Origin of the sequence: Bradyrhizobium sp. NP1 (genome assembly GCF_030378205.1) — a bacterium.
GTDB lineage: Bacteria > Pseudomonadota > Alphaproteobacteria > Rhizobiales > Xanthobacteraceae > Bradyrhizobium.
The window spans coordinates 1,152,141-1,170,012 of the sequence record NZ_CP127385.1 but is presented as its reverse complement, the minus strand read 5'-3'; the positions used below and the strand labels follow the sequence as shown (position 1 = coordinate 1,170,012).

Here is a 17,872-nt window from a genome sequence, read left to right as displayed (position 1 = left end):
CTCATTCAACTTCGACAATCAACTCAAGTTCGACCGAGACATTGGACGGCAGCGCGTTGACACCGATCGCAGACCGCGCATGCGCGCCGGCTTCACCCCAAAGCTTCTCTATGAGGTCGGACGCCCCGTTGATGACATCCGGTTGACGCTCGAAGCCTTCGATACAGTTGACGAACCCGGTCGCCTTCACGACGCCGCTGACCCGATCGAGGCTGCCGACCACCGATTTTACGCAAGCAAGACAGTTGAGCGCTGCATCGCGCGCGGACAAATAGGCGTCCCCCGGCGACACTTCCTTGCCCACCTTGCCGACGTATCGACGTACTCCATTCAGCCGCGCCGTCTGGCCGGACGTGAAAACCAGGTTACCAACGCGACGTGCAGGCCGATAATTGCCGACCGGCTTCGGCGGCTGAGGCAACTCAAGGTTCAGCTCTCGCAATTTGTCTTCGATACTGGTCACGGTCTATTCCAATCCACACATCTACTTCAATTGCCACTCGTTCCAGCGCTCGGTCAGCTTGGCGAGATTAGGCCCCCAATAGTCGCCGCTCAGCAGGAACCCCTTTGCCGCGTTTTCGGGATTGGACGAGAGGTAGGGCTTCACTTTTGCATCGACGAACTGCATCGCATCGGCGTGCGTTGGTCCGTAGGCAATGTACTTCGTGAGCTCAGCCTGGTTTTTTGGCTGAAGCGCGAAGTTGATGAACTTCATCGCATTGGCCGCTTTCTTCGTTCCCTTTGGCACCACCCACGCCTCCAACGTCAACGCCGCGCCTTCATAGCTGATGCCGATGGGCTCGCCAGCCAGCATGAACGAGATCGAACGCACCCAGGGCGTGACCTTGACCTCGCCGCTCTTCAGTAACGGCCCAGGCTGAGACATCTGCGACCACCACACGAGCTTCGACTTGATCTTGTCGAGACTCTTGAACGCCCGGTCCACATCAAGCGGATAAAGCTTGTCCTTTGGCACGCCGTCCGCGATGAGCGCAAACTCCAGCGTGTACACGGCTCCATTGTACATTCCGCGCTGGCCGGGCAGCCCCTCAACATTCCAAAAGTCAGCCCAGGTACGAGGCGCCTTGTCGGGGGAAAAGTCCTTGGTGCTGTAGGTAAGCAACATTGGAATCGTCACTCCCCCTACGGCATATTCAGTCACCAGCTGAGGCATGATCTTCTTGGCATCGATCACGCCATAGTCGAGCGGCATCAACAAACCGTCGTGCACGGCCGTATATCGCAGGCGGTCCGGGAGAGACAGCACGTCCCATTCGAGAGAGTCCGACTTGACCTGCGCTTGTAACTTGGCGAGGTCGACACCTGTGGTCTGGATAACCTTGATGCCCGTTTCCTTTTCGAAGGGCTCGAAGAAGGCCTTCGCCTGGCCTGCCTGATAATCGCCGCCGAAACCGGCAAACACCAGCTCATTGCTTGCAGCGCGCGCAGCTCCGATGACGTAAGGCGAGGCGATGGCGGAAGCTATGGCTCCCGAGCTTCTCAGCAACAGCGTCCGACGGTCCATTTTCATTTTCGACACCCCCGACGTCTCCGCGATCAACTCCTATCGACAGAGCATGGACCGAGACGGCGCACCCTGTCAACATATTTTCGATATTTTCTATATTTTCGATATTTTCGATGACTTTGTTGAGGTGACAGAACCGCTCAAACTCTCGGTCGGTTTACCTGATCGTGGGCTGAACTTGTGAGGTTCAAGCGTCTCCGGAACTGGCCGAACCTTTGACGCCTAATGCTCCACCCACAACTCGGTTAGTGACGCCAACATTTCTGCGGTCTTTGACAAATGAATTTTGAGCAGCCGTGTCGCCGTCTTCGTGTCTCGAGAAATCGCCGCGTCCGCCATGGCCTGATGCTCTTGTGCGGAGTTTAGCATGCCCGAAAGGTAGGAAGTCTGCAGTCGTCGATAGCGCTCCGACTGGTCATAGAGGACCTCAATCACACGCAGCCGCCAAATCGAGGGGCTCGCGTTTACAAGCGACATATGGAATCTCTTGTGCAGAAATGCGCCCTTCTCGGTGAGAAGAGCCGGCTTTGCCTTGCGCGGCCCCTCAAGCTTCAGAAGCCGATGAAGCGCAGCGAGAACGTCGGCTTCCCAATCGGAGGTACCGGCCTTGATGGACTCGGATAACGCGACCGTCTCGATTTCGATGCGCAGTTGCGTGATGTCCCAAAGTTCGTTGAGCGAAATGGGAGGCACACGGAAGCCTCTTTGCCCTTCTGCAACGACGAGTCGATCCGCCGTCAAACGAGAGAGGGACTCGCGCAACGTTCCCATTGCAGCACCGTAACGATTCGTCAGATCGGCAAACCGCAACTTTGTGCCCGGCTTCAACTCGCCGCTCAGGATGTCGTGGCGTAAGCGCAGGTAAACCGCCTCCGACAAAGTCTTCGGCGCCTTATCCGACAACAGGAACTCCGACGAGATGTCCATATATTGCGTTGAACGCATCTTCTCACCCGGTCCAGAGTGATGAATCAATGCCGCCCCACCGCGAACAGGCTCTCTCATTGGCACAGCCCTCGCAAATAGGCGGCGACGAGACTTACACGTAGGCGGGCCCGTCGATCAATGGATGCGCAGTCAAGAACTCCTCATCCACCTCGATACCGAGCCCCGGTCCTTCCGGAGGATGCACACAACCCTCCGCATCGAGCTTTTCGAGCCCGCTGGTCAACTGGTCGCGAAAGAGATTTTCCCTGGCCACATCAGCCTCGAAGTAGCCAGAATTATCGATTGCACAAAGACAGTGGATGCTCGCTGCCATGTTGAGACCACTTGCAAGCGTATGGGGATTAATGGACAGCTTCTCGGCCGAAGCCATTGCTGCGATCCGCTGGACCTCAGTGATCCCCCCTGCTTTCGACAAATCAGGCTGGATGATCTGAACCGCGCCCTCTTCTATCAGCCGGCTGAACTCGAAGCGAGTGAAGTGGTTTTCCCCTGCCGCCAACGGCGTCGCGCCAAGCGTGGCCGCCGTCCGATAGCTGCGATAATCGTGCGGCGCGAATGGCTCTTCGAGCCACAATACGCCATGTTCACTCATTGCCGGCATCACGGCTCTCACGTCCGCGATCGTATAGCTGGTGTTCGCATCCACCATGATCGACATGGAATCACCGAGCGCCTTGTGTACGGCGACGAGCCGCTCGATATCTCGGGTAGCACCATCACCAAAACGGAGTTTAATGGCCCGATATCCCTGCTCCTTCAACGCAAGCGCCTCCTCGACGAGTTCTCCCGAAGGTTGAAAGCCCAGCGAGATGCCGCCGGCGTAGGCTGGCACAGGCCGAGCCGCTCCTCCAAGCAACCGATAGAGCGGCCAGCCCACGGCCTTGCCACGGATATCCCACAAGGCCTGGTCAAGACCGCTCATAGCCATGGCGCAGGCTTGACCCATTCCGTGGCTCATGAGCTGCCGAATGTAGATGCGGTTCCAGATCCCGACGACATCAGAGGCATCCATCCCGAGCACGAGTTGACGAAGAGTGGTATTGATCAACTGCGCAATCGCTCCAGGGGCCCGGCCGTGATGCGATTCACCCCAACCAACAAGATCGCTTTCTGTCGTGACTTTCACGATTAGCGCGTCTCGTTTGACGGCCCGTCCGATTCCCAGGGTGACGCTTTGCTGCACCGGAAAGGAGGTCGCGATGCCTCTTATGTCAACGATCTTCAGGCTAGAAGCACGATGGCGCATCATACAATCGATCTTTTCTGGTCCGCATTAGAGACGGTAAGGCCATGTCGCCCAAACCTCCGGATTGACGAGGTTGAGCGGACGCTCCCCCTTCATCAACTGCAGAAGCCGCCGGGCGGTGCCGACGCTCATCTGCCGTCCGCTCTCCCGAGTGAGCGATGCTGCGTGCGGAGTGAGCAAGACATTGTCGAGGGTCAGGAACGGGTGCGACGGCGCCAAAGGCTGCTCGGCGTAGACGTCCACCGCAGCACCAGCGATCGCATGCTCGCGCAGCGCCGTCGCGAGGACGTTCTCGTCGACGATTTCGCCGCGCGCCGCATTTACAAGAAAAGCCGTCCTTTTCATCAGGCCAATTCGGCGCGCGTCAATCAGGTGACGGGTATCCGGCAACAGCGGGCAATTGAGCGTGACGAAGTCGCTTTGAGCGAGCAGCTCGTCTATCTGAACGCTTCTCACATACTCCGGAAAATCGGTCGTTCGCGGCTGATAGCCCAATACGGTCATGCCAAGCCCCGCGTCACAGATCCTCGCGATGCGACTGCCAATATACCCCACGCCAATGATGCCAACCGTTCGTCCGGCAAGCTCAATTGCGTTTTCAGACAACTTGCGTGAGGCGGGCCAGCCGGCCTTGCGCAGCGTATGGTCAAGAGCGGAAAAACGGCGCGCAAGCTGGAAGAAGCTGCCAACCACGTATTCCGCCACGGCTTGAGCGTTTGCGCCCGGAACATTGGCTACGGGAATGCCCTGCCGCGTCGCAGCCGCAACTGGAATCATGTCCAGACCGGTTCCGTGGCGCACGATGCCCCGCAGCTGATGCGGCATTGCAAGCAGATCGGCTGGCAGCGGAGTACGGACAACAAGGAACTCCGCCTCCGGCAAGACGCGGCGCAGCGCCTCACCGGATGGCTCGGGAGCCACACGCACCTCCGCAACCGGCTCAAGCAAAGCTACCCCGTCAGGATGCATCGGAAGGGTACACAGGACGATGGCCTTGGCGGACCGGCGACCAGCAGCTGCTATCATGCTGATGCTGACACCTGCATGCATGCCGGATGGTCGGCGCAGCCTTTGAGACGGCAGCTGAAACTATCTCCGTACTTGGACTCCGCACCAGGCAAGCCGCGCATGACGTTTGGCACATGGCGAACAACGAACTCGTCGAGCAACATAGTGGGCGCGTCCAGTCCTTGTGTCCCGCGACCGCAACGAGTCAATGCTGACTACATGAGATGGCAGGGAAGTCGTCAGCCTTGCTGGGATCAAGAACCTCAGGCGGCGCGACCTCGCCGGAGCACCGCCATCCCCCCACTCACCAGCTCCACAACCGCCATGGAAGCTAAATATCAGCGGCCCAGATGTCAATAAAATTTCGATATTTTGAGACTTTTCAACAAACGAACAAATCTGAGCACTCGATCCCTCCGCGCAAAACCGCTTCATGCCGGGTGATACCGTAAACCCTGCGCGCGAACTCGGTACGAGCCTGATGCCGATCCGGGAAGCGGTGCAGCATCTGGTCGCAGAAAGGCACTGGAGCTTCGCGAGAGCCGGACCTTCTCCGTCTCGATGATGACTCGCACCAAGTTCGACGAACTGAGAAAGCTACGCGTCATCCTGGATGAGGAAGTTGCCGAGGAAGCCGGCAAAGAATGTTGGAGCAAGAGACCTGATCGAGCTGCAGGGGCTGCAGGACGTAATGAAGTCCGCCATCTCGCGTGACGATTCGATATCATCGAGACGCTCTGGCTTCAGATTGGACCGAGCTTCAATTTCCTTCTGCTGGGCAAGTTGCGGCAGGTCGGTGCGCAGGGCGATGGCCCAGAGTTCTTCCATGACTCGATGCGCCGGCGGGCGCCGAGCGACGGGTGAAGCCCATCTGAACAAGGTGGCTCGTCAGCTAAACGAGCGACCACGTGAGACCTTGCAATTTGAAACCCCAGCAGAGAGATTTAACGCCTGTGTTGCGTCGACCGGTTGAGCCGGCACACCATAAGCGGACATAGGCAGAAGCCGACGTTTAATTATTGATCGAAATCGCTTTCGCCGTACCACAGCTACTGCACAACTGGAACCGGTGAGCTTCTCAGCTTGTTCCTGCAGCTGAACAGGATTGCAACCACCGTCGGTATGCCGACTGCGACCAAGACGTTGTTAACGCCAAACGGGTCTCCGAGCAGATACCATATGGTCGAAAGCACAATCGACACCGATATGCAGACCGCAACCGCCTTCGTACCCAGAGAAGTCGGAAAAAACAGCGCGCACAGCACGATCACCCCGAGCGTACCGCGTAATCCCCGGCCAAAGAACAGCAATGAAAGCAGCGTCGGCGTGAAAATCGCGAGAAAGAGTGGCAGGATAGAGAATACAACATTTGAAATCCGGGCGAACCGCAATACGTCCCCATCCGACGCGCTCGGCCTGAAAAGGCCCACATAGAAATCTCTCAGCGCCAGCGCAGTCGCCGCGTGTGTCACTGCCGATAACGTTCCCATCATAGTCGCGCCAAGTCCCATGACCATCAGACTGCCGACAAACGGATTCGACTGCGAAGCGAACCAGCCGTAAGCCTCCGCCGGATGAATATGTGGAGCAGCGACAGCCGCGCACATTCCCACCAATGCCTCGCCAAGACCGAGCGGCACCAAAATGATGGCGGCGATAATGCTGCTGTGCTTCGCCGTGCGAGGGCTGCTGCTCGATGCTAGCACCTGTATGACATACTGCGTGGCGACAATGGCTGTGACGTTTGCAACAAGCCAGGTTAAGATTTGCGACCAGCCGACACTCGTCATATCGAACATCTCGGCCGGCAAGGCTGCATGCAGCCTGGAAAATCCCCCGACATAAACAATGCCAACAATTGCCGACGTCAAAATACCAACGACGATAAGGACGACGTCCAGGACGTTGATCCATAGCACGCCTCGCATTCCGCCGATCGCAACAACGACCACACCAACGACTCCGACAACCAGGATCGCCGTGACACGCGGTACTCCAAGAATGGGCGCCAGGGTCGATGCAGCACCAACATACAATCCGACGCTGACAAGCAGCATCGTGATGATCAACAGGAACGACGCAAGTCTCTTGTTTGCGTATCCATAGACGGACCCGATGATGGAAGAGATAGTATCGGTACCAATGGCCTTGAATTTTGGAGCAACAAAGAAAGCAAAGATCGCGAAACCGACAGAGGCTGTTATGATGTTCAAACTAGAGCCAAGCCCGTTCTTGAAAGCATCCGCCGCGGTTCCGACTGTTCCGCCAAGGCCCGAGAATTCAGAAGCCAGTGCCGTGCCGATCACAAGCGCGCCTGACGATTTTCCCGCGACCATGTAGAGCGAGGAGTTCGTATTCCATCGATTGGCAAGGAGGCCAATCAGAACGACCGTGAGCATATATGCGCCAACGATCGCCAGCATGATGAAGTGTTCAGGCATTCCTTGTTCCTCCCCGCCGTAAGCTTTTAGCGCTCTTTGGCAATTTCATTTATCTGAGTGACCGCGCGTCCCCGCAAGCCAGGTCACTGGCGTTCGCAGTATCTTCCTGCTCAAGGCCCATTTGTCGCTTCGGCCACCGAGATGTCCCCCTGACGGGCAATATCCAGGTGGCCGAAGGTTCAACAGATCGCGATTATCCCGTCAGTGCGTTCCTTCAAGAACGGCGGACTGGCTGCGCAAGGTGCTCTGCAGATGCGGAACGGAAAGCTGACGAACGTCCTCATATCCGGCATCAATGCACAGTGCAGCTGCCGTGCCGGCCGCATGTCCGGTACCGAGGGACTGTCCCATCATGCGTGTCGTTCCGTTGGCCGTACGGTCAGTCGAGATACACCGGCCGGCAGTCATCAGGTTTTTCACTTTCTTCGGGATGAGGCAGCCGAACGGAATATCGTAAGATCCGCCATCAGCAATCGGAATGCGAACCTGCCGCGAGCCGTCCTGGTGAATGTCGATGTGATGGGCACCCTTGGTGATCACATCACGTTGCTTGACCGCGCCGGCAGCTTCGTCCGCACTGAGAACGTATTCACCCATCACGCGTCGCGTTTCACGAATGCCGACGCGCGGCGCCATGCCGGCAAAAGTCGCATTCTCGAAGCCAGGACAACGAGCTTTCAGGAAGTTTGCAGTATTCCACACCTGCTCCATCAGGCGCGAAACAACACGGCTTACGTCGAGTGCATTGATGCCGTTGATATTCTCGGCAACGCGCGTGGCGTTGACGCAGACTTCCTTGCGCGCTTTTGATGTCGGCATGATCATGATGAGCGCGGTCGCAGCCATCTCTCCGCGCTGTATGGCGGCTCCGAGGAACGGTCCATTGCCGCGAAAGAAGATCGTCGGCTCGCCCTGATCGTAAATCGCCTGCGCAAGTTCTTCGTCGGTGCGGCCTGCTCGCACGGCTTCGCTTTCGCCGACGGCAAGAGAGTTCGCATTGTCGCGCGCGAAGCGAAGCAAAGGCTCGTTCTCCACCCCAGACATGCGGAACATGAGCGACAGCGGCTGGAGGTCGCCCTTTTCATCGGAAAGCTCGGTCGGGGCGCCAGCCATTGCCGCAACATCGCCGTCGCCCGAAGCATCGATGAAGTATTTCGCGGACAGGATCGTTCGCTGATTTTTATGCGTCAGGATGACGGATTTGATGACCCCGTCCTGCGCAACGACATCGGTCACCTGGGTGTACAGAGCCGGCGTCACGCCATAACGCTCGAGCACGCGCATGACGGCGATCTTCATGATTTCCGGATCGACACAGATGTAGCAGATCAGCCGATAGTCGTGGAGCGGGCCGATAAAGCCATCCATCTTCCGGCACTCCTCGAAGATTTCGTCGGCAACGCCGCGCACAACCCATTCGCCGCGTCCGTTGAGAACGCCATCGATCGACATGCCGCTCAGCAATTCCCCACCGAGTATCGGGCCGGCTTCAACCAGGATGGTTTTCGAACCGCTCTTGGCCGCGGCCACGGCCGCCGCTATTCCCGCCGCGCCTCCACCGATAACCGCGACGTCGTAATTGAGATGCTTGAGCGACATTCAGAGATACCCCTTGAGAATTTCACTGGATATGACATATAGTCCATATAATGGACTTACGTGCCCTTCCGTCATTAGAATACGGATCATGATATTTTGTTTTCAAGCTAATATCAGGCTATTCGAACCAAATAGGCGTCTATATTATGGACTCTGATAACGTCTATACACCCGTCTCGGGTTCAGAAGTGCCCGGCACACAAAGTCTCAGCCGGGCCGCGGCGCTTCTGCGTGTCATCGCCACGCGGAATTCCGTTGGCTTTCGCTTGTCCGAACTCGTCGCGGCCGTCGGGCTTGAGCGGCCCACTGTGCGCCGGCTGTTGCAGGGCTTGATGCGTGAAGGATTTGTGCGCCAAGCAGTGTCGACGCGCCGTTATTTTCTCGGCCGGACTCTGTTCGAACTGGGTCTCGCGGCATCACCTGATTTCGACATACGCGGTGTTTGTGCTCCTGCACTCGAACGCATTGCCGCACGAACGGGCGATACGGCGTTTCTGACAATCCGCAGCGCGTTCGATTCAGTTTGCATCGACCGTTTCGAAGGCTCCTACCCGGTCCGCGCGCTTACCGTTGAGATCGGAGCAAGACGCCCGCTGGGTTCGACGGCCGGGGGACTGGCGCTGCTCGCGCAGCTAAGCGATCAGGAAGTTGATGCGATCGTTTCGGCGAATGCACAGCGGCTCCGGCGGTATGGCACACTCGACGTTTCCAGATTGCGGATGATGGTCAGACGAACCCGTACGCTCGGTTATGCGCTGAATCGGAACGATATTACCGAGGGCGTAACGGGCGTTGGCATCGCCTTGGAGGGTCGACCGGTCCTTCCTGACCTCGCCGTCAGCGTTGTCGCGATTTCCAGCCGCCTTGACGACAATCGTCAGGAAGAGGTTGCGGAAATCATTCGCGCCGAAACTGCACTCATTATCAAACAACCGGAGCGTTCTCGCTCTTAATTCAGATTCCGAAGCATCACTCATGTCGGCGTGGGATGAATGTCCGCCCTGTGGCCCTCCTCGGACCTCAGGCGATGTCCGCCTTCGCGCCGCCGGTGACGGCATAGCGGAAATCGGACGCGCCTGATCCGTCTCTTTTTGTGAGTGCTCGCCCTGGGTTTGCCAGACCCGGGCAGCAACTCCTCGATGAGGCCGCGCAATTCGGCATCCGGCTTGGCTTTACCGTGCCCATTCACGACGGCCACGGTCCAATCGCTGCATTGACCTTTGCCGCTGACGAGAGCCGCCCGCAATTCGAACGGTTCATTGCTTCGCATGGACGCCTTCTTCACGACTACAAGTTCGTCATGGAGCCTGGCGAAGCCAAGCTACCGAAACCGCCGATCAAATAGTTCGGCACGCTCATACGAGGGTTGGCGCTCCGCGGCCCGGCTCTTGATCGCCGAGCTCACGGACGTATTCTTCAACGACATCGACGAATGCACGCGCGGCGGCGCTACGATAGCCGCCGCGACGTCGAAGCAAGGCGACGCGCCTTCGGTCGAGCGCCGGCACCAGATGCAATGGACTGAGATCGCTTTGAGCCTGCGCGACCTGTTCCGGCAGTACGGTCGCGAGGCCCGTATTGCGAACGATCTCCACGATGACGGAAATCGAGTTCGCTTCGACGGCAACGTGCGGCCGGACGCTCCGGCAATCAAAGTATTGGTCGACGAGAACACGCGTGACGAAGGATCGATCGAGCAAGGCAAACGACTGGGACGCCAGCGTCGAGGGACCTATCGAACGCCCCGGTTCGGGCGTTTGGGTGACGGCTGCCGACGATAAGCAGGAGACGTTCGGCGTGCAGCGGCGTCCACTCGACGTCTTCCGCCTGAACGCTGCCGAAGGCGATACCCAGATCGAGGTCGCCGGACCCAGCGCTACCTCCATTTCTCGCTGCGCGATCTCCACCACGGAGAGCGCGATGGCCGGATACCGGTCGCGATAACGTCGGACGAGCGGGCCGACAAGATAGGGCGCAAAGGTCGGCGTGATGCCCATGCGGAGTGCGCCGATCGAAAGGTCCTCGACATCGCGCACGGCACGCTCGGCGACTTCCAGTTCGTCGAATGCACGACGCGCATGGCGCAGATAGATTTCGCCGGCGTCGGTTGGACGGATGGATTTGCCGCTTCGATCCAACAACTGCACGGGACTCGGACGGCGGCGCCGAGCATTGGGCCATCATCGCGTCCCTGATCGAGACCTGTAAGCTGAATGCCGTCGACCCACTCGCATACCTGACTGACGTCCTCACGAGGATCGTCAACGATCATCCGAACAGCGAGATCGATCGGCTCCTACCCTGGGCCTATCGACGTCAGGACCTCAAAGCCGTGGCCTGAGAACGACGCTTACGTCGTGACAGCACGCATTCGGGAACTGACTGACCTACTTGTTTCAGGCTAGCATCTCTTGACCACTGTTTAGCGGTCCCTCCCGGACCAACCGGCCTACTGCCAGAAGGTTCAACAGACTGGTCGGCCAATCGGCCGGGCTTTTTCGCCGGAATCTAAGAGACAGTTACCCGACCACGTTCGATGGCATAATTGTAATCAACGAGATGCTGGCTGTTTGTCCCGTCCGATTCAGATATCAGGACGCTCAATGCATTCTGTCGCCGGAGATCAGATAGGATCTCGACTAGTCGCTGAACTAGTACGGGAGCAACCCCTTCAAAAGGCTCATCAAGAATTAGCAGGTTTTTTGAGGCCATGAAAGCACGAGCTAGGGCAACGAGCTTCTGCTGACCGCCGCTCAGCTCCAACGCCTTGCGTTGGCGAAATTGCGCGACTTCGGGGATCTGCCAATAGATTCTCTCGAGTTTGAGCTCAATATCTGCCTTTTGCGATGCCCACGAAGGCAATCGAATATTCTGTTCAACTGTCCAATCTGGCACCAGTCGACGATCTTCGGGCAAATAGCCGATGCCATTCCTCGCGCGAGCGAAAGCCATCTGATAAGTCGCGTTTTGACCGTCAATGAAGATCTGACCAGATGAAATCGGAAGCAAGCCCATAACCGAACGCATCAATGTAGTCTTGCCGGCACCATTCCGACCAACTAACGCGACGAATGCCTTTGGCCGCAAGTCCATAGACACGTCGCGCAAAACCTCCGCGCCGGCGATCTTTACGCTCACGTGCGACAATTTAAGCATATGGCTAGCTTCTTGCATTCTTGTTGCGATGCCCGGTAATGAGTTGGACTACCTGCTCATCGGCGAAGACGGTGTCTGCCGTTCCATCGGATATGATCCGCCCGTCATAAAGGGCGATTACCCTCGAGGCATATTCACGCACAATTTCCATATCATGTTCGATGAATAGCACGGTCATACCGGCCACGCTGAAGCGCCGTGCCAAGCTTCTCATAAGATCATTCTTTTCCTCACTGCTGACGCCACTAGTCGGCTCGTCAAGCAACAGCAAGGTCGGCTCGGCACAAGTCGCCATTGCAATATCAAGAAGCTTGCGAACACCTTGCGGCAGCTTGTCCACTACTGACCCCGCGTGACTAGCAAGCCCGTACGAGTTTAGAATGTTATCTGCGCACCTCGCGAGACGCTCATCGTCAAAGCCTCGCAGCATCGCTGATCGCGGTTCGCAAAGCAGTGCGAGCGCCAACATGATGTTCTGGCGTGCAGTCGATCGAACGAAAAGTTGAGGAATTTGGAAGGATCGAGCAATCCCCCTGCGTACCAACGAACGCGGGGACATACCGGTTACGTCGGCTCCAAGGAAAAGGACCTGGCCAGCGCTTGGTCTTAGATAGCCCGATACGATGTTCAGTAGCGTGGTCTTACCTGCCCCATTGGCTCCGATCACGCCAACAATTTCGCCGCGACTGATAGAGAGATCAATGCCTTGAGTGGCCCGAAAACCCCCAAAGTTCTTCTGTAAACCCACGCACTCTAGTACGAGACTCATGGCTGGGCGGTTTCCTGGTTGCTGGACGATATCTCGGCACTTTGGTTGCGTCCGTTTAAGTGTGTTCTTAACATTACGAACACGTGGCCAAGACCGTTCGGAATGAACAATACGATCAGAAGCATAATCGAGCCGAGAACCAACTGCCATTCATCTGGAAACGTCGCAGCGGCGAACGTACGGAGGATCTCTAGAACGAACGCACCGCCAAATGGACTGAGCACGCTCGCTTGACCACTCAGGATAACGACGAAGACAAAATCGCCAGAAGTCGTCCAGTAGGCGAAGCCAGGATCAACATGACGAGCAGAAAGTCCTGCGAGAGCTCCCCCCGTACCGCCCAGGACGCCTGCCACGATATACGCGGCATACACGGAGTTGCGAACCGATTGCCCTAAATATTCGACACGAACTTCATTGTCCTCTATGGCTTCGATGACCTTGCCCAAGCGCGATCTAAGAAACAAGTGAACAGCAATTCCCAGAAGGACTGTCGTCCAGATGCAAAGGAGAAACAGAGCGACTTGAAACGCCGCTCCCCGGAAACGAAAACCGAACATCGAGATAGGGCCTATGTTAAGGCCGTCACTGCCGCCGAAGAGACTAACCTTTACAGCGACACCGTATACAACCATAGAGATCGCCAAGGTCAGCATCGCGAAAAAAATACCGCGATACGTTGAGATGAAGCCCCCTAGAGCTACCGCCACAATGCCGGCAATAAGGCCGCCGGCAACAATCAGCACAACGGCATCGCTAACTCCCAAATGCCTGTAAAGCAGGGCAGCAGTGTAGGCTCCAGTGAAATAGAAGAGTCCTTGGCCGAATGAAAGCAATCCGGCACGAAGCAGAACCATTACGCCGAGCGATGCCAGCGCGGATGACGCCGCCACTTGTCCGATATATCGGATCCACCCTGGTATCCACCAAACGCCGCACGAAATGACTATCCCAAGGACGAGGAGTGTGGCGATCGTAGTGTCAAGCTTCCACTTGATCATATCCGGCGTGCCTCCGGTCGCGCAAATAGCCCGTGTGGCTTGACCGCCAAGACTGCCGCCATCGCGGCATAAACCGCGAAGAGCTCGATTTGAGGAAAGAGATGCGCGGTCGTTGCCCGGGCAAGACCGACAATGATTGCGCCGACAGCCGCTCCACCAATGCTTCCAAGGCCACCGATAACCACCACCGCGAACGCCAAGACGATTACCTCGACTCCTATTCCGGAACTGACGGCGATCTTTGGCGCCGTTATCGCACCAGCGAACGATCCGAGTGCTGCACCTACGAGAAACGTGCCCATCATAATCCTATTTACGTTGATCCCCATCGATGCGCTTAGTTCTCGATCGAATACGACCGCCGTTACGCATCGACCTACGCGTGTTGAATTGAGCGCGAAGGAGACCGCGAAGGCGAGCACGCAGGCAACCAAAATAAGCACCACATCGTAAACGGGATACAGCAGCTCACCCAGCCGAACCTGACCGAGGGCATCCCGTGGACCATTTGCGTACAAGGATTGCCCGCCCCAGATTAGCTTCGTCGCGTCCTCCAGAATTAGAAACACCGCATATGTTGCAAACAACACCATCACTTCCTGATGGTGGTACAATTGCCTTAGGACTGACCGCTCGACAACAATTCCAATCAATACTCCGATGACGATCGCCAGCGTGGCTGCGAATGCGAATTGGGCGGCCATTCCGAATCCATTCGCTCCCGCAATTCCAATCGCGTAAGCGGCGGCGTACGCACCAAAGGAATAGAAGCCACCATGAGCAATGTTAAGGATCCTCAGCACGCCGAACACAAGTGTAAGGCCGATACTAATCGTGAAGAGCCAAGCTGCGTATGATATGCCATCGATGATAATCGTTGTGGAATGGCTCAGCAATTTCGGTACTCCATGGCAAGGCGCCGGGGGCGTTAGAGACTGCACTATCGACCTTGTCGTCGGCAGCCTACGTGGCACGCGCGCCGGTTAGGTCAGACGGACGTCTACATCGATCTCGACCTTCGCAGTCAGATCGGTCAAAGTGGGGACTTCCAGCAGTGTCACCGCTGGAAAGCGGGGACTCAGCGCGGCCTTCCGAGCCACAGCGACTACCAGGCCATGCGCAGGAGTTTTATCCATATCGATCTCGCAGAATCTGAACATATGAACTGTTTCACCGCATTGAGAAGAGCGACTAGGCTCGCCATAGCGAGCTGCCATTGAACGCAAATGTCAGGACGTGCGGCGACGGATGCCTACTGCGGTAGTTTTCCGAGCTGGCCAACACCTTTGATCAACTGCGACCCGCTAGCCGATCGTTGCATGCGGTGGGAGTGTCAGCACTTTGCGCCCTTGAAGCCGGACTTGATCCAGTCAACCGCGCGCACGCCTTCCGGCGGATTTACGCAGGCCGCGGGGTACACCTTTATATCGCGAAAGATCGCAGCGTTCTTTTCCTTGTCCCACCCGGCGAAAGTACCGTACGCGATGTCCTGAATAGCCTGGTGACCGTTGGCCAAAGCCATCGTTATCGGGTAACCACTTGCCGTTTCAAATACCAGGCCGCGTAGCGCCGCGACGACATTTTCGTTCTTTTGTTTTCCCGGCTTAGCACTAGCTGCGGCTGCCTTTTCGTAGGCAGCCTTGATCCCAAGAATTGCTTGTGCCGCAACATAAGCGCCCACGGGAGGAAAACGTCTATAAGTCGCTTGATATTCGCGGAGGAACCAATCTGACAAAGGCGAGCTCTTGGCAAGGTAGCCGTGGGGACCGCGAGCGCCAAGAAACGATCCGATGATCGCATTTTCCCCCAGAGAGTCGACTGTTCCGGTGCCGATAGTCATGACGATTTTCGACTTCTGCGGGAGCCCCCGGACCTTCGCCTGGAGCGCAAATGCGTCAGCATCACCGCCCCAGAAGCTTGAATAGACGACGTCTACCGGGGCACTCAACAGCGCACTGATTTCGGCGCCATATTCACCCGCTCCGAGGTTGGGAAATTGCTCATTCTTAAAGACTATGCCGGGCTTCAAGGCGATCATCGCGGCCTTAAACTCCGCCCAATTGTCTTGCCCCCAAGAGTAATTCTGATTGATACCGGCAACGGCCTTGACATCCGGCATACGATCGAGAACGTATCGAGCGGCTCCGACGTTATCCATCGTCCCTTGTGGTGCCGTACGGACGGAATATTCCGGTTTGGTCACGATTTCTTCGAAGAGCTGCGGGTTACCGCAATGAAAGAAATTGGTTAGTACGGCTAGCTCTTCGGCGACTGGCGCGATAGCATTACAATCTGCGCTTGAGTTGTATCCGATGACCATCTCTACCTGCTCTCGTTCAACAAGTCGCCGATACTCGGCAAGTTGTTTTTGAGCGCCACCGGCCTCGTCGACCCATACTGGCTCAATCTGGACGCCGTTGAAGCCTACCTTATCGTAAGGCGTGGGAACTTTGCCCTCGTTCAGCGACTCTACGATCAGCTTTGCTCCATCGCGAGCGTGCGTTCCGTAGGCGGCTCCAGGCCCCGAGAGAAAAAATACGAATCCGACCTTTATCTTTTCTTGGGTCGACGCTGCTATCGCAAAACCCGATCTTTGATCGAGCAGACAAATCAGCATCGCAAGGCCCAAAACAGTCCGCTGAACGTAGCGCTTCACCGAATCCCCCTCATAAATTGATCTGACCACGCGGCGCTGCGCTTTGTTCGACCGGCTCGCCGCTAGTTCTTGCGCCAGCACATGCATCAGCATTCGTTTGCCTTCCCTCTTACTGCTTGTTGCAGCAATTGCCTCCTCATCGGGAAAGGGCCAGTTGAAGAAAAACATGATGGGCCAAGGTTTACTCGAAGGAAATGTTCTTTCCCCGACGCAGGCAACGCCGCCATTTTCAATGTCGGCCCTGCACCAATCGCAAGTGAGGCGCCGAAGCACTCTATCGCGATCGAGAAGGAGATCCGCTGCCGCAGTTCCGAGGAGCGCCGCCTCGTGCGACACCACGAAAGCAGGCAACTCGCCGATGCCTTCGAGGCTTGGCTGCGCGCCAGCCTCGTTCTCATCGGCCAAAAGAGCGAACTCGGCGACTCCCGCTGGCAGGATAGAAGGCTGCGTTGAACGCGACAACGATACGGTCCAACGATCGATCCGTCCCACCAAGCTCAACCGCAAGAACGCGCTTTTGCCGGATCCGACGGTGGGGCCGAACACTTGGCGGCCATCGCATCCCTAAGCGAGATATGCGACCGCAACGACATCGACCCGCTCGCTTATCTCTCCGACGTCCTAACCAGGATCGCCAACGGTCATCCAAACCGGGACATCGATCAATCTTCACCGACCGTACCGCAGTCAATCTCTCAAAATCGTGGCTTGAGAACGAGGCCTGTTTTTAGTTCGTCGCAGACTCGAGAGAAAAGCAGCGACGTATCCGGCGACAGCCTCCACTAGGTCGTCCTGGGTGGATGGCTGACCGCGCTTGAGGAGCATAAGCGACGCTTTGAGGACGCCACTTCCAAGACATGAGCTCGTGATTGTACTTGTCGGGGCGACCCGGCAGGCGAACCACCATGTCGGCGGGCCAAGCCTCCGTATCGGTCGTTGAGCTTAGCAAGGCAGGGATAGAATGCCGCGATTTTCGGTGACATCCCGCTATTAAGCCTGACCAATATTCCTTTAATCGGGTGTTCTTGGCCTGTAGCTTCGCGCGGTCCCGTTTCAGAAGAGAGCCATCGGTGCGTTCCAATTGATCGAGACAAGAGAGCCGCTTTTCGGGACGATCTTTTCCCTCCTCCACAATATTCTTCCTATCGTTCCGAATCACTGGTCTTTTAGAATGACAACTGGAGCCAGCGCGTAAGACACTCGCACCTGAGATGTTTTTGAAGGCCGGACCCGAGTGGCTTAAACTTAACATCGCGCGTTCCTCCGCTTCCAAGCCTAGCAGGCGGAAACAACCGCAGCCTCGCAAAATCACCGCTTCGTCAAGGAGGTGGTAGCAGGAACACCGCTTACTGCATAGAAACGCGACCTTTAAGGCTAGACTTGTCGTCAAACCCTCAGATAGAGCGACCTTCGCCGGAAGCGACACGTTCCTCATGGCCGAGGCGCACATAAACGTTCCGTTATGCAATCCAGAAGTTGGCACTCGGCCATTCATCTGAACCACATACGTTGGAGAATAG

The 17,872-nt window shown here is 56.9% G+C and carries 16 protein-coding genes and 2 pseudogenes; 4 read left to right on the top strand and 14 right to left on the bottom strand.

The window, feature by feature from the left end; translation table 11 throughout:
- Position 1 precedes the first annotated feature (1 nt).
- From QOU61_RS05485 to QOU61_RS05450, 8 genes are all read right to left on the bottom strand, one after another.
- On the bottom strand, positions 2-463 hold the full coding sequence (locus QOU61_RS05485) for a RidA family protein (protein WP_289657108.1): 462 nt from the start codon (positions 461-463) through the stop codon (positions 2-4).
- A gap of 21 nt (positions 464-484) precedes the next feature.
- Positions 485-1,531, bottom strand: a complete 1,047-nt coding sequence (locus QOU61_RS05480; protein ID WP_289662289.1) for an ABC transporter substrate-binding protein — start codon at positions 1,529-1,531, stop codon at positions 485-487.
- Positions 1,532-1,750: 219 nt separating this feature from the next.
- The gene (locus tag QOU61_RS05475) at positions 1,751-2,533 is read right to left on the bottom strand and encodes a GntR family transcriptional regulator (protein WP_289657107.1); all 783 of its coding nucleotides are present in this window, start codon (positions 2,531-2,533) and stop codon (positions 1,751-1,753) included.
- Positions 2,534-2,567: 34 nt separating this feature from the next.
- Entirely contained in the window at positions 2,568-3,725 is a 1,158-nt protein-coding gene (locus QOU61_RS05470) for a mandelate racemase/muconate lactonizing enzyme family protein (RefSeq protein WP_289657106.1), read from the bottom strand.
- Positions 3,726-3,749: 24 nt separating this feature from the next.
- The gene (locus tag QOU61_RS05465) at positions 3,750-4,643 is read right to left on the bottom strand and encodes a hydroxyacid dehydrogenase (RefSeq protein ID WP_354142514.1); all 894 of its coding nucleotides are present in this window, start codon (positions 4,641-4,643) and stop codon (positions 3,750-3,752) included.
- 684 nt (positions 4,644-5,327) lie between these two features.
- Positions 5,328-5,558: a hypothetical protein gene (locus QOU61_RS05460; RefSeq protein WP_289657105.1), complete on the bottom strand. Its 231-nt coding sequence runs from the start codon at positions 5,556-5,558 to the stop codon at positions 5,328-5,330.
- A 221-nt stretch (positions 5,559-5,779) separates the two neighbouring features.
- On the bottom strand, positions 5,780-7,171 hold the full coding sequence (locus QOU61_RS05455) for a sodium:solute symporter family protein (protein ID WP_289657104.1): 1,392 nt from the start codon (positions 7,169-7,171) through the stop codon (positions 5,780-5,782).
- Positions 7,172-7,372: 201 nt separating this feature from the next.
- A complete protein-coding gene (locus QOU61_RS05450; protein WP_289657103.1) occupies positions 7,373-8,770 on the bottom strand; it encodes an FAD-dependent oxidoreductase in 1,398 nt (465 codons plus the stop codon).
- Between the two features lie 146 nt (positions 8,771-8,916).
- On the opposite strand from QOU61_RS05450, the gene QOU61_RS05445 reads away from it, so the two are divergent.
- Positions 8,917-9,723 (top strand): IclR family transcriptional regulator, encoded by an 807-nt coding sequence (locus QOU61_RS05445; RefSeq protein WP_289657102.1) that lies wholly within the window; start codon positions 8,917-8,919, stop codon positions 9,721-9,723.
- A 140-nt stretch (positions 9,724-9,863) separates the two neighbouring features.
- On the top strand, positions 9,864-10,115 hold the full coding sequence (locus QOU61_RS05440; RefSeq protein WP_354142513.1) for an autoinducer binding domain-containing protein: 252 nt from the start codon (positions 9,864-9,866) through the stop codon (positions 10,113-10,115).
- Between the two features lie 10 nt (positions 10,116-10,125).
- Here QOU61_RS05440 and QOU61_RS05435 read toward each other — a convergent pair whose 3' ends face one another.
- Positions 10,126-10,917, bottom strand: a complete 792-nt coding sequence (locus QOU61_RS05435) for a LysR substrate-binding domain-containing protein (RefSeq protein ID WP_289657101.1) — start codon at positions 10,915-10,917, stop codon at positions 10,126-10,128.
- 5 nt (positions 10,918-10,922) lie between these two features.
- Here QOU61_RS05435 and QOU61_RS05430 point away from each other — a divergent pair.
- Positions 10,923-11,111 (top strand): annotated as a pseudogene (locus QOU61_RS05430) (transposase domain-containing protein); the annotation flags it as partial.
- A 167-nt stretch (positions 11,112-11,278) separates the two neighbouring features.
- Here the strand turns inward: QOU61_RS05430 and QOU61_RS05425 are convergent.
- The 5 genes from QOU61_RS05425 to QOU61_RS05405 all read right to left on the bottom strand — a co-directional run bounded on the left by QOU61_RS05425 (position 11,279) and on the right by QOU61_RS05405 (position 16,313).
- On the bottom strand, positions 11,279-11,926 hold the full coding sequence (locus QOU61_RS05425; protein ID WP_289657100.1) for an ATP-binding cassette domain-containing protein: 648 nt from the start codon (positions 11,924-11,926) through the stop codon (positions 11,279-11,281).
- Positions 11,927-11,930: 4 nt separating this feature from the next.
- A complete protein-coding gene (locus tag QOU61_RS05420) occupies positions 11,931-12,695 on the bottom strand; it encodes an ABC transporter ATP-binding protein (RefSeq protein WP_289657099.1) in 765 nt (254 codons plus the stop codon).
- Entirely contained in the window at positions 12,692-13,696 is a 1,005-nt protein-coding gene (locus QOU61_RS05415) for a branched-chain amino acid ABC transporter permease (RefSeq protein ID WP_289657098.1), read from the bottom strand. The genes QOU61_RS05420 and QOU61_RS05415 overlap by 4 nt, the downstream gene beginning before the upstream one ends.
- A complete protein-coding gene (locus QOU61_RS05410) occupies positions 13,693-14,592 on the bottom strand; it encodes a branched-chain amino acid ABC transporter permease (RefSeq protein ID WP_289657097.1) in 900 nt (299 codons plus the stop codon). The genes QOU61_RS05415 and QOU61_RS05410 overlap by 4 nt, the downstream gene beginning before the upstream one ends.
- A 437-nt stretch (positions 14,593-15,029) precedes the next feature.
- Positions 15,030-16,313: an ABC transporter substrate-binding protein gene (locus QOU61_RS05405; RefSeq protein WP_289662282.1), complete on the bottom strand. Its 1,284-nt coding sequence runs from the start codon at positions 16,311-16,313 to the stop codon at positions 15,030-15,032.
- Positions 16,314-16,589: 276 nt separating this feature from the next.
- Between QOU61_RS05405 and QOU61_RS05400 the strand changes: the two are divergent.
- Positions 16,590-17,027 (top strand): annotated as a pseudogene (locus QOU61_RS05400) (IS66 family transposase); the annotation flags it as partial.
- Between the last annotated feature and the right edge of the window lie 845 nt (positions 17,028-17,872).